The 10932-nt window shown below is 35.6% G+C and carries 17 protein-coding genes; 6 read left to right on the plus strand and 11 right to left on the minus strand.

From position 1 onward, the window contains the following. Positions 1–630 (minus strand): hypothetical protein (locus RQ763_RS04730; RefSeq protein WP_314151499.1); only part of this gene is annotated, 630 nt, incomplete at its 3' end. 443 nt (positions 631–1073) lie between these two features. Here RQ763_RS04730 and RQ763_RS04735 point away from each other — a divergent pair. Further along, on the plus strand, positions 1074–1316 hold the full coding sequence (locus tag RQ763_RS04735) for a hypothetical protein (protein ID WP_314151500.1): 243 nt from the start codon (positions 1074–1076) through the stop codon (positions 1314–1316). After that, complete coding sequence (locus RQ763_RS04740) at positions 1313–1843, plus strand: 3'-5' exonuclease (protein WP_314151502.1); 531 nt, start codon at positions 1313–1315, stop codon at positions 1841–1843. The genes RQ763_RS04735 and RQ763_RS04740 overlap by 4 nt, the downstream gene beginning before the upstream one ends. Positions 1844–1890: 47 nt before the next feature. Here RQ763_RS04740 and RQ763_RS04745 read toward each other — a convergent pair whose 3' ends face one another. Beyond that, positions 1891–2178, minus strand: a complete 288-nt coding sequence (locus RQ763_RS04745; RefSeq protein WP_314151503.1) for a hypothetical protein — start codon at positions 2176–2178, stop codon at positions 1891–1893. 59 nt (positions 2179–2237) lie between these two features. Between RQ763_RS04745 and RQ763_RS04750 the strand changes: the two genes are divergently transcribed. Next, positions 2238–2969, plus strand: a complete 732-nt coding sequence (locus RQ763_RS04750) for a competence/damage-inducible protein A (RefSeq protein WP_314151504.1) — start codon at positions 2238–2240, stop codon at positions 2967–2969. Between the two features lie 191 nt (positions 2970–3160). After that, positions 3161–3796, plus strand: coding sequence for a DUF6166 domain-containing protein (locus tag RQ763_RS04755; RefSeq protein ID WP_314151505.1), 636 nt, complete (start codon positions 3161–3163; stop codon positions 3794–3796). A 25-nt stretch (positions 3797–3821) separates the two neighbouring features. On the opposite strand, the gene RQ763_RS04760 is transcribed toward RQ763_RS04755, so the two are convergent. Then, a complete protein-coding gene (locus RQ763_RS04760; RefSeq protein WP_314151506.1) occupies positions 3822–4325 on the minus strand; it encodes an ankyrin repeat domain-containing protein in 504 nt (167 codons plus the stop codon). Between the two features lie 76 nt (positions 4326–4401). Between RQ763_RS04760 and RQ763_RS04765 the strand changes: the two genes are divergently transcribed. Together RQ763_RS04765 and RQ763_RS04770 are read left to right on the plus strand one after the other, a co-directional pair. Continuing rightward, complete coding sequence (locus RQ763_RS04765) at positions 4402–5598, plus strand: tetrahydrodipicolinate N-succinyltransferase N-terminal domain-containing protein (RefSeq protein WP_314151507.1); 1197 nt, start codon at positions 4402–4404, stop codon at positions 5596–5598. Between the two features lie 77 nt (positions 5599–5675). Next, positions 5676–5981 (plus strand): flagellar basal body rod C-terminal domain-containing protein, encoded by a 306-nt coding sequence (locus tag RQ763_RS04770; protein ID WP_314151508.1) that lies wholly within the window; start codon positions 5676–5678, stop codon positions 5979–5981. Between the two features lie 14 nt (positions 5982–5995). On the opposite strand, the gene RQ763_RS04775 is transcribed toward RQ763_RS04770, so the two are convergent. From RQ763_RS04775 to RQ763_RS04810, 8 genes are all read right to left on the minus strand, one after another. Continuing rightward, positions 5996–7402 carry an SH3 domain-containing protein gene (locus RQ763_RS04775; RefSeq protein ID WP_314151509.1) on the minus strand — a complete coding sequence of 469 codons (1407 nt, stop codon included), beginning with the start codon at positions 7400–7402 and terminating at the stop codon, positions 5996–5998. Between the two features lie 12 nt (positions 7403–7414). Next, a complete protein-coding gene (locus RQ763_RS04780) occupies positions 7415–8074 on the minus strand; it encodes a LexA family transcriptional regulator (RefSeq protein ID WP_314151511.1) in 660 nt (219 codons plus the stop codon). 218 nt (positions 8075–8292) lie between these two features. Then, the gene (locus RQ763_RS04785) at positions 8293–8433 is read right to left on the minus strand and encodes a hypothetical protein (RefSeq protein WP_294929829.1); all 141 of its coding nucleotides are present in this window, start codon (positions 8431–8433) and stop codon (positions 8293–8295) included. After that, positions 8430–8900: a tRNA (cytidine(34)-2'-O)-methyltransferase gene (locus RQ763_RS04790; protein ID WP_314151512.1), complete on the minus strand. Its 471-nt coding sequence runs from the start codon at positions 8898–8900 to the stop codon at positions 8430–8432. The genes RQ763_RS04785 and RQ763_RS04790 overlap by 4 nt, the downstream gene beginning before the upstream one ends. A gap of 2 nt (positions 8901–8902) precedes the next feature. Continuing rightward, entirely contained in the window at positions 8903–9745 is an 843-nt protein-coding gene (gene purU, locus RQ763_RS04795) for a formyltetrahydrofolate deformylase (RefSeq protein ID WP_314151513.1), read from the minus strand. After that, on the minus strand, positions 9742–10113 hold the full coding sequence (locus RQ763_RS04800) for a CiaD-like domain-containing protein (RefSeq protein ID WP_294929835.1): 372 nt from the start codon (positions 10111–10113) through the stop codon (positions 9742–9744). Before RQ763_RS04800 ends, purU begins: the two co-directional genes overlap by 4 nt. Then, positions 10104–10352 carry a tetratricopeptide repeat protein gene (locus tag RQ763_RS04805; RefSeq protein WP_314151514.1) on the minus strand — a complete coding sequence of 83 codons (249 nt, stop codon included), beginning with the start codon at positions 10350–10352 and terminating at the stop codon, positions 10104–10106. Before RQ763_RS04805 ends, RQ763_RS04800 begins: the two co-directional genes overlap by 10 nt. Then, the coding region (locus RQ763_RS04810) for an isocitrate/isopropylmalate family dehydrogenase (RefSeq protein ID WP_314151515.1) at positions 10349–10932 on the minus strand (584 nt) is incomplete at its 5' end. The genes RQ763_RS04810 and RQ763_RS04805, both read right to left, overlap by 4 nt.

Raw genomic sequence — 10932 nt, forward strand, 5'->3', positions numbered from 1 at the left:
ATATAAGAATTTACTAAATTCAAAAATACTCCAGCCTTTCATTACAAAATCATTATTTTTGAATTTTAACAGTTGGTATTGTTTATCTATTTCAGATTTTGAATTATTCTCTAAACCAAGCACATTTATAAAATAATTCAAATGAGTGGCAGAAAAGATATTCAGAAACTTCTCTGGAAAATATATAGATAAAATCTTCCCCTTAAACATGGGGGAAATAGGATTATTTTTTAATAGGTCAAAATTATTATCATTTTTTATTAACTCAACAATTGATGATTTTACATTTTCAAATGCTTTGTCAATAGATGACCCAAAGGTTGCTTTCCCTATTCTATATTTTTTTTCTTTATTACTGCCATCAACACCATAATAAATTCCAAATTTTTTGGCAGTGCTACCATGAATATTACCCCAATCATTTAATTCATTTTCTATTCGATTACAAAATGTAGTAGAATCGCCCTTTCCGCTCACAAAATCGTCAAGACTTAAAGAACGAATTTTTTCAGAAGGATAATCCTTCTTGAAATTGTCAACGAGCTTAAACAATCCTTTGAATTCCGAATTTATATTGGTTCTGAACTTCTCAAACTCTACTTGATATTCTCTTAACTCAGATATTTGCACTTAATTTATCCTTTACTTAAGGTATAACTATTTATTCAACTACATTATATGCAAAACAACCTTACTTCACATAAATAACTTACATTTTGTTTGTTAGTTATTTAACAAACAATATGACAAATTGTCATATATTCAACAAAAAAGAGAAAAATTCTATAAAATTCTTAAAGTTTGAGTGTTCGTTTAATACTGTATATTCAAATTAAATCACATAATGTGTGTTAATTGTCAAATATCTTGAATAACTTGCAAAATGTTGCTTAAGCGAAGGATTTAAAATTGAAGTTAAAAGAGTTCCAAATATTAAGATATAAATACAGGAGAATAGTTTGAAGTATTTAGAGACCAAATTTATTAGACTTAAAGTTTTTCTTCACTTTTTAAAAAAGAAGATGCTTCGAGTTTAAAATCATTACTGTATCATTTCACTAAAAAAGGGTTTTATGAAACTGTTACTGCCACTTTTGCTATCACTCTTTCTGACAAGCGCTGCATCTGCAGATGAGAACTGGATTCCCATAACACCTGTAGATAGGCCTCAAGCTTCAAAACAGGTTGGAGCGGTGAACAAAATGATTAAAAATGCCACTATCATTAAACAACTGATTGATACAACTAGTAAAAAAGAGGTAGTAACAACTAAGGACAAAAATTGGTTTGTACTGAGCAGTGAGGAAAGTAAGTGATTATCTTAGATTTTGAAACAAACTCTGCCAATGTTCATGATGTCATAGAAGTAGCCGCGTTTCGTGTCAAGCTTATAAATAATGAGTACAAAGTTATAGACACCTTTCATCGTTACTATTTATCTGAGTATGAAGTAAATCCTCATGCACTGGCAGTACATAAACTCTCTCCCGATAGGATAGAGAGACTTAGAAAAGATGTGGAGTATGAAGAGTGCTTTGAAAACGACACAGACTTTATAGAATTTTGTAAAAATGCTAAAACTCTTGTAGCTCATAACATCTCATTTGAACTTCGTCACATTGGTAAGCTGCTCTGCTTTGAGAATCATTTTTGTACTATGAAAGAGAATAAAAAAATTGTTAAAGCTACTAATGTTAGAGGCAATCTAAAAAACCCAAAACTCGTTGAGACTTGTATACATTACAATATCGAGTTTGATGAGGAGCAGTACCATAGTGCTATTTATGATGTCACAAAAACTTTAGAGATTTTAAATATAATGAAACATCATAACCAAGCCTAATTTAACGCAGTCTTACATATCAAATCGACATGCAAAACTACAGAGAATCAATCCTCTTCAAATCCAAAATCATCATCTTGAGACTCTTTTTGAGCCTCTAAAATATCATCTATAAGCTCTTTACACTCATCTTCTTCCATATCTCCGCTTTTTAAATCTTCTAGAACATCTTGTAAGTCTGCTTTAAATTCGCGAAGCTCCTCTATCTCCTCTTTTAAATCCTCACCGGCTTCTTTACTCTCGGAAATCTCTTCAAAAATTTCATCCAATCTATCGTCAATATCCGGAATAACGTTTTTTGTTATTAACTCTTCTAGTTGCTGTGCATATGACATCTATTTTTCCTTAACTGTTTTCAGTATAATACATAAAAAAAATAAAGCAGCAGATAAAAATGAACTTTTACGCATGTATAATCGGCAGTGAGATATTAAACGGACGCAGAGAAGATAAACATTTTGAATTTTTAAAAAATGAACTTCAAAAATATGGACACGAACTTTTTGCCTCTTTTATTATCAAAGATGATGAGCAGCTGATAAAAAAAATATACAGATTGGTAAAAGATGATTCGCAGAGTGTTATGTTCTCTTTTGGCGGCATCGGCGCTACTCCTGATGACCTAACAAGAGCTATTGCGGCAGAAGTTTTTACCTCAGAGCCATTGCAACGACACAAAAAATTTGAAGAAGACATCATAGAGAGGTTTGGCGACGAGGCTTACCCTCACAGAGTTCACATGGCTGATCTGCCTCAAAATGCAGACCTTCTGCAAAATCCCATCAATAATATGTCAGGTTTTTCTCTACAAGAGAGATTCTTTTTTACTCCCGGATTTCCACAAATGGCACACCCTATGATCAGCTCTGTTATAGCGCGTCTATTTAGCACCTCTGTACAAAAATATAGAGTTACGCTCCTCGCCAAAACAAGTGAAAACACGCTTATAGACCTTATGAAAAAAGTTCCATCCGAGATTGAGCTCTCCTCCTTGCCTATACTGAGTGTAGAGGGCGCATCTGTCGAAATATCATTATGTGCTTCAGATAAAGTACTCGTCGATAAAAATTTTAAACTATTTACCGATTTTCTGGAAAATTCAAACATAGCATATAATATAATTTAATATAATGGTTTTATTGCCGATCTTCTCTCAATAAGTAAAAATCAAGGGATATCGCTATGATAATTTGGTTATTGGCACTCTTATTGCTCTGTTTGTTTACATATGTTGCTTATCGCCTGTTGTTTCTTGATAAAAAAGAGGAAATTAAAAGTGAAGAGCATCACTATACTTTTAAAATATAAGAGGCACGAATGGCTACTATGCGTAATAATCATGTTTTCAAAGGGCATAAAACGCTTTTGGGTACAAAGTATGTAACATACGGCGAATTAGAACTGCCACTTAGATACGACATCTTTGCTTTATCAAAAAACGGCTTTGATTGGGGTCATTCGGGAAGTGCTGCACAACAACTCTCATTTTCAATACTTTACCAACTAGGCAATGAAGAGTTTGCAAGAGAAAACGCGTCCCTCTTTACAACAGATATTGTTTCAAAATTTAACAGTAGAGATTGGCTAATATCAGCCTCAGAGGTTCTAAACTGGATTAAAAAACACACCAAAGAGAGTGATGTTAAGCAGACGCAAGAAGAAGAGAAAAAAGAAGAGCCTGTAAATAGCACAATACTAAAAACGCAAAAAACCCTCAAAAAACCTAAACAAAAAAGCAATGTTGTCAAAGAGATATGCAACGAGCTGAAGATTACACAAAAAGATCTTGCCAGTATATTAGAAATTCCAGAGGGAACAGTAAGTAGCTGGGCTGTTAAAAACGAGATTCCGAGGCTTGGTAAAAAGGCTATAGAGTTTTATATACAGAGCCAAAAAAACGAGCAGATAGTCCAGAGTTACAAAAGTTTTGTAAAACTGCTTGACGTATCATAAGGCTAAAAAGAAGAGTTTTTAACGTTTATCTTGCATAATTTATGTTTTTTGGCGCGCTCTCATCGTATTGAAGAAGAAGCAAAATGCTCTTCTTGTTTGTTTTTCTTGCAAAATCCGTCACGCTGATTCCTTTTAAATCAACAGCATTTTTGTCTGCACCATGTTCTAAGAGAAGTTTTGCAATCTCAAGTCGTCCATAGCAAGCAGCTGCCATAAGAGGAGTAAATCTGCTTCTTCTGGTTGTGCTGTTGACATCGATACCTTGTGATATAAGATACTTTACCATTTCAATATTGTTATAGGTAACAGCCATATCAAAAATGCTTACTCCCTCTTCATCAAAATCATATATATCTGCACCGCTCTCTACTAGAAGCAAGATGAGTTCAAAATCACACCCATACCTTAACGAAGAAGCCAGAACAGACTCTCCCGTATCATTGGCTTCATTTACATCCGCGCCATCTTTTATATACTTTTTTATACCGACAATATCATTGTTTTTTAAAAGTTCAATCCACTTATTCATGTGCAAAGTATATACTAAATTGCTATTAGTAATGTTTAAGTATAATTCTTTTTACAAATTATTTAAGCGAGAATTCATGGAAATCATTCAAACTACAGATGCTTTTAAGGCACTTATTCAAAATATTAAATCAACAGTAAAGGGTTACAAAGACCCCCTGGCATTTGGTATATGTAGAGTAGATATGGGGCAGCTGAATCTTACAAAATCACTTCAAGCTACCTACCCTATAATAAACTGGGATGAAAACTTCGGGAGTGCGGCTATTTTCATCAGAGCACTCGCAGAGCAAGGCGTTGAGATAGATTTCAGTGAAAGTGAAGTTGTATGCAATATCAACGCTTCGTTTTTAAAAAACTGCCTAAACGCTTTTACGCCTTATGCGGATGAAGCTTACGGTGATGCTCACAAAAATATTCAGGTTGTCTCGGCTCTATATAACCAAATAATGAACAGCGGCTCTTTGGAGGGTGAATTTAAAGTAACGTTTATTTTTGCGGATGAACCTCTTAAGAGTGTTGAAGCAACTTATTTGAAACTATATGCTCTATCTCAAGCGAAAGTTGAACTAAGAAGTATAAACTTAAACGGTGCGTTTGGGGCACTTCCAAATGTCGCTTGGTCAAACGGACAGCCTATTGAGCTAGATTATCTTCGTGAATTTGAGATTGAATTAAAACTATCAAACGAATATCCTCATATTGACTTTATAGACAAATTTCCAAGATTCTTACAGCACATTATTCCCGCCGACAATACAAGAATTTTAGATACTTCCAAAGTAAGATTTGGTGCGCAATTAGCAGCCGGAACTACTGTAATGCCTGGAGCATCGTACATAAACTTCAATGCGGGAACGACTGGTCCTGTAATGGTTGAGGGAAGAATCTCAAGCTCTGCTATTGTCGGAGCAGGAAGCGATGTCGGAGGCGGAGCGTCAATCCTTGGTGTTCTTAGCGGAACAGACGGCAACCCGATATCAATCGGCAAAAATACGCTCCTGGGAGCAAACTCTACATGTGGCATTCCACTTGGCGATGGCTGTATTATCGACGGCGGATTAGCTATCTTTGCCGGAACTAAATTTCATATAAATGATGAAGAGATAAAAGAGCTTCAAGAGGTTAATCCAGGTGCAGAGTTTTCAAACATCATGAAGGGCTCTGAACTTGCCGGACTAAATGGCACTCATTTCAGACAAAATTCTCTAAACGGTCAGTATATTGTTCAAAGAAGCACTAGAGAGATTAAATTAAATGCCCAACTACACTAATATTTAATTTTTTAAAGTAATTATTATTTCAGCTCTTTAGGACTACAATATACGAAACCAGGCAGAAGGGACTTATTATGAATGTTTCTAACAATATATCATCCTTGCAGGCTCATCAGACAATGATGAACAGTAGCGCAAACAATGTCGCGAATGTAAACAGTGACAGATATGTGCCTACGGATGTTAGAATTCAAAGTAGTGAGAATTCCGTTACGCCAAACGTACGCAAAGCTGATGATAACGGTTCTCTTAGCAGCCAGAGTGAGCTCTCAAAAGAGATTACAGACCAGATAATAGTTCAAAACGCAACAGCGATGAATGTGACAGCCATAAAAACACAAGATGATATACTGGGGTCACTGTTAGACATAAAAGCCTAACAGAAACTACAAAATCATTTTGTCAAGATATTCATACTTGTCAGATTTTTAAGTATCTCAGCCTCTTCATCATAGTTTTCTTGGTGTTTCCCAAGTTTTAAAGAGCTAAAAATCGGCTTTCCTATTATAACCCTGCCCTCATCTTTCTCATTTTTCGTCTTGATGCCCCATGTATTATGAAATACTACTATTTCGTCGTTGTAGATGCCTACATAAAGAACAACGTGTCCCCTTTTGTACAGAAGCGTCTCAAAAGGTATAGCCCTCTCTTTTATGGTCTCTATCTTCTCATCATCCGATAAATTTTCAAGAGATACTGTCTCGCCTATTTTACTCTGCTGATAGGAGTTTCTAGGAAGCCATATACCAAATGGAGCGAACATATCTCTAAGCATTGATGAACAATCTCTCTGCTCATACATTCCACCCCATCCATAGTTTGTTTTTGAAACCTCTTTTATTATAGATACAAGACTATTTTTACTAAGTGAGAGCACATCTTTTGTCGCTATATCTTTGTATATTTTTGATTTTAAAAAGAGCGGTTTTGCGTTTTTAAATGATGAGATACTAAGTATAGTGTAGGTATCTTTTTCTTCAGATATTAAGGGGAAAATCATACCGACCTTTGATTTAAATAAAAAGTTTCCTTGAGTATCGTATATCGGGCTATCTTCAACGGTAATAGCCACTTTTTGCGCCTTTTGTAACTCATCTATATGTTCATCTTTTAAAACTACAAACTCATTAGATTTTAACCATCCCGAAGCATATCCCGTAAATACAAATGCCCACTCTCTATCTTTTGAATAGTGCGATACAAAAAGCGGCTCGTTTGCATGGATTGAGCTATTTTGAAGATAATCAAACGGAAAACCTTCCCCTGCTAAGCTTGGGTCTTTTAAAAGCGGTCTTATGGTTGGGAAAGCTCTCATATTACTATGTTTTAGCACCACAGCTTTTTTATTAACCGTGCCGTATGCTTTAAAGTTTGCATCTTCAAGCATATTTTGAAAAAAACTCTCCTCTATAGGCTGCAGATTCTCACCATAACTTTTATTAAATCTAAATGACGCAAAAGGCCACATTACAGATTTCAGATCCTCCTGCGGCTTCTCTATATTCCATATACTAAAATAGTTTTTCTCATACTCTTTTTGAATCTCATGAAGGGTTTTGTTGTTATCTATACTCTCCACATAGTAGCTTACATCTTGAGGTATATTAAGCAGATCATATATCTGCACATCTTTAATCTCTATCTTATTTACATCTTTTTTTAACTCTTGCGAATATGCAATATTTTCTTCAACTTCTTCAACTGCAACATCTTTTGCGATAGTACCGCTTTTTGATACAAGCTCTTTTGGTGCACAACCTACAAATATAATTATAGATAAAAGTAAAAAAATATATCTCAAAACAAAACCTTTTTAATCAACGCTTCCAAATCTGCTTACAACTCTTCCAATCACCTCTATCTCCGATGGATCAAGGGTCTGTGTCGAGTAGACTTGGTTGTCGGATATTATATCTATTTTCCCGTCAATTCTCTTCTGGATTCTCTTTATAAACAGCCCGCCATCGGTTCTTATTGTAAAAATACCACCTCTTTGAAGATCTGTCTTGCTTCTGTTTATAAACACTATGTCGTTATAGCTGAAAGTCGGCTCCATAGAGTCTCCTGAGACGTTTATTGCCTCAATGTGCTTCAGCTCCCTCTCTCCTCCAAGCATCACAACAAATTCCGGAGGAATCTCTATGCCCTGAGCCTCTTCCTCCTCCGTATCTGCTCCACCGCCTGCAGATGCGTTAACGCCGCCAAAGTACTTGACCATAAAAAATCTATTTGTCGCCTCTACCAGGCTCTCAGGCGATTGTCCATAAAGCAGCCAGTTGATAGATATAGACTTAGTTGCACAAAAATCTAAAAGCTCACCAAATGGGATTTTATTTCTTTTTTTCATCGTCGCAAAATTCATTTGAGAGATTCCAAGTATATCTGCTACATCTTTATCATATATTTTTCTACCGTTAAACTCTGTATAGAATATGCTTTTAATCTCTTCTACAATCTCAAGAAAATTTTTCATGTTCTTTCCTTTTTGCCAAATATTTAAACATTATATTTGATTTTTGCAATTTAGTCAAAGATTATATGACAAAATGCAATATTTTTTAGATAAAAATAAAATAATGTGTACTATTTGTAAAAATCAAAAGGATTTAGTATGACAATCGTAGTAAAAAATGTACAAAGCTTATTTGAAAAATTTGAAGAAAAGCTAGAGAGATGGGCTGAGAAAATTTTCTAGAGACTCTCTTCTTTCTCTTTTTGCCTTTTTTCGTCGGCTTCTCTCTGTTTGGATTTGTTTTTATGGTAACCGCCAAAGATAAAAACCATAAATAGTATGAAGAGAATAGCCATAACTATATCCATAAACTCTTTCACGTGTTCTCCTTGAAAGTTGTGTAGTTTTGTCTTATTGCTTCGTAGAGTACTATTCCCGTACTTATCGCCAAATTTAGGCTCCTGCCCTCTTTGGTCATAGGTATCGTTATGTTTTGCTCTTTATAAGCGTTTAAAATATCTTCTGGTATTCCTGCCGTTTCGCTTCCAAAAAATATATAGTCACCATCTTTAAATAGCGCTTCAAAGTATGGTTTATCTGTTTTTGTGGTGGCAAAATAGGCATTGTTCTTTATTTCGTTATTTTGAAAAAAATCCTCTATACTTTCCCAGACATGCAGATCCAGCTTATGCCAATAGTCAAGTCCTGCACGTCTTACGGCTTTTTCATCTATATCAAATGCGATAGGTTTTATTATATGCAAAGATGCCCCTGCATTTACACACAGACGACCTATGGCACCAGTATTGTTGGGTATTTGCGGGTTTACAAGAACAATGTTAAACAACACTATCCCTGAAAAATAACGGTTTTATTTGCATATACAAAGATTCTATCTTCAAGTGCCAGCTTTAAGGCTTTTGACAAAACTACTTTCTCCACATCTTTACCCAAGCGCTGCATGTCTCTCCAGCCGTAAGCGTGGTCTACATGGATAACCTCTTGAGCGATAATAGGACCCTCATCAAGGTCGTTGTTAACAAAGTGCGAGGTTGCACCTATAATTTTAACGCCTCTCTCATAAGCTTGTTTGTAAGGATTCGCACCGATAAAAGCGGGCAAAAAGGAGTGATGAATGTTTATAATTCTATTTTCATAAACCTCTACAAATTTAGATGTTAAAATTCTCATATACTTCGCTAAAACTATATGGTCTATCTCTTCAAATTGCGTTAAACACTCAAGTATCTTATCTTCGTGCTCCTCTCTGTTTAAGCCGTCATGGGAAATGCAGATAAATGGAACATTAAACTTGCTAACAAGAGACTCTAAATCATTGTAGTTTGATATAACGCACAAAATATTTGCTTCCAGCTCCCCTGCTTCATGTCTTATTAAAATATCACCGAGGGCATGCATCTCTTTTGTTGCCATAATCACTATATTTTTATTTTTGGGAGCAATCACTTCTACGTTTGCATTTTGCGGTAAAACATCGCACAGGGATTGATAGAGCTTATCCATAACGATATCGCCATCAACCACGCTGCGCATAAAAAATTTATTATTTTCTTTGTCTACAAATTCATTATTTGAGAGAATATTCAAATTGTTTTGATAAAAGACACTCGATATTTTATAAACCAACCCTTTTTCGTCATTTGCATCTATGAGGACTCTGTATTGGCTCATCTGCGCTTTCCTCTCTCGATCTCTTCAGCTCTTGAGTCGATTGTAACAAGGAGATACTCTAAAAAATTAAGTGTCATATCTATTTTAGCCTCTATATTTGTGTTATTTGGAGCCTGAAAGCCTTCAAAAAGCACAAGGAGTCTCTCTCTCATGGACTTCAAAAATAGCAGCTCACTATTTACACTCTGTCCATCCTCACAAGCGAATTCATCTTCGTTTTCAACTTCTTGCTCTGGCTCTTTATCTTGCTCTTTTTGTGTTATATCTTTAGCTTCTTTGATAGGTTTCAGGCTATTTGTTATATTTTTTTCAGGCTTTTGATTCTCCATCTCTGCCAATGTCGAGAGAATTACATCTTTTAGTTCCATAGCTTTAGTAACCACCTTTCAAATTCGTTAAACTCAACATCTTCTTCCATCTTTATAAAATACTCTTTCATTTGAGTGTTTACGTTTAAAAACTTCTTTCTCATGCCCGAGAGTCTTCGTATTGCAATTTTAGCATCACTATTTGAGGGCTCTTTTTTAAGAACCTCTTTGTATATCTCAAGAGCCTCTTCTTTTAGCCCTTGAAGTTCATAGATATTTGCTAAAGTTAATGTTTTCATTTTGCCGCGTAATTAGCAATAATAGAGCCCATTTCGCTAGTAGAACAGACCTCTTTAGCATCGAATTGAGCCAAATCTTTTGTTCTGTACCCCTCTTTTAGAGCTCTCTTTATAGCGGCATCTATCTTGTTGGCCGCCTCATTTTCACCCAAAGCATAACGAAGCATCATAGAAGCAGATGCGATAGTTGCGATCGGGTTTGCGATTCCCTGCCCCGCTATATCTGGAGCAGAGCCGTGTATAGGCTCATATACGCCGATTTTTGCCCCGACTGAAGCTGAAGGAAGAAGTCCTATTGAACCTGAGAGCATACTTGCTTCATCGCTTAATATATCGCCAAAAATATTTCCGGTAAGCATTACGTCAAACTGCTTAGGGTCGCGGATAAGCTGCATCGCAGCATTATCTACATACATGTGAGAGAGCTCAATTTCAGGGTACTCTTTTGAGACCTCGGTAACCACGTCTCTCCAAAGCTGCGAAACGTCTAAAACATTCGCTTTATCGATTGAACAGACTCTCTTGCTTCTTGTCATGGCAATCTTAAACGCTTGATGAGCAATTCTTACAATCTCATCAC

It is taken from the genome of Sulfurimonas sp., from assembly GCF_032250635.1.
Taxonomy (GTDB): Bacteria; Campylobacterota; Campylobacteria; order Campylobacterales; family Sulfurimonadaceae; genus Sulfurimonas.

Bases quoted from the DNA above. Each gene is read 5' to 3' on its own strand.
- RQ763_RS04760 (WP_314151506.1), bottom strand. From the start codon at position 4,325: ATGAATAAGTGGATTGAACTTTTAAAAAACAATGATATTGTCGGTATA.
- RQ763_RS04765 (WP_314151507.1), top strand. From the start codon at position 4,402: ATGGAAATCATTCAAACTACAGATGCTTTTAAGGCACTTATTCAAAAT.
- RQ763_RS04755 (WP_314151505.1), top strand. From the start codon at position 3,161: ATGGCTACTATGCGTAATAATCATGTTTTCAAAGGGCATAAAACGCTT.
- RQ763_RS04800 (WP_294929835.1), bottom strand. From the start codon at position 10,113: ATGGAACTAAAAGATGTAATTCTCTCGACATTGGCAGAGATGGAGAAT.
- purU (WP_314151513.1), bottom strand. From the start codon at position 9,745: ATGAGCCAATACAGAGTCCTCATAGATGCAAATGACGAAAAAGGGTTG.
- RQ763_RS04780 (WP_314151511.1), bottom strand. From the start codon at position 8,074: ATGAAAAATTTTCTTGAGATTGTAGAAGAGATTAAAAGCATATTCTAT.
- RQ763_RS04770 (WP_314151508.1), top strand. From the start codon at position 5,676: ATGAATGTTTCTAACAATATATCATCCTTGCAGGCTCATCAGACAATG.
- RQ763_RS04750 (WP_314151504.1), top strand. From the start codon at position 2,238: ATGAACTTTTACGCATGTATAATCGGCAGTGAGATATTAAACGGACGC.
- RQ763_RS04745 (WP_314151503.1), bottom strand. From the start codon at position 2,178: ATGTCATATGCACAGCAACTAGAAGAGTTAATAACAAAAAACGTTATT.
- RQ763_RS04805 (WP_314151514.1), bottom strand. From the start codon at position 10,352: ATGAAAACATTAACTTTAGCAAATATCTATGAACTTCAAGGGCTAAAA.
- RQ763_RS04735 (WP_314151500.1), top strand. From the start codon at position 1,074: ATGAAACTGTTACTGCCACTTTTGCTATCACTCTTTCTGACAAGCGCT.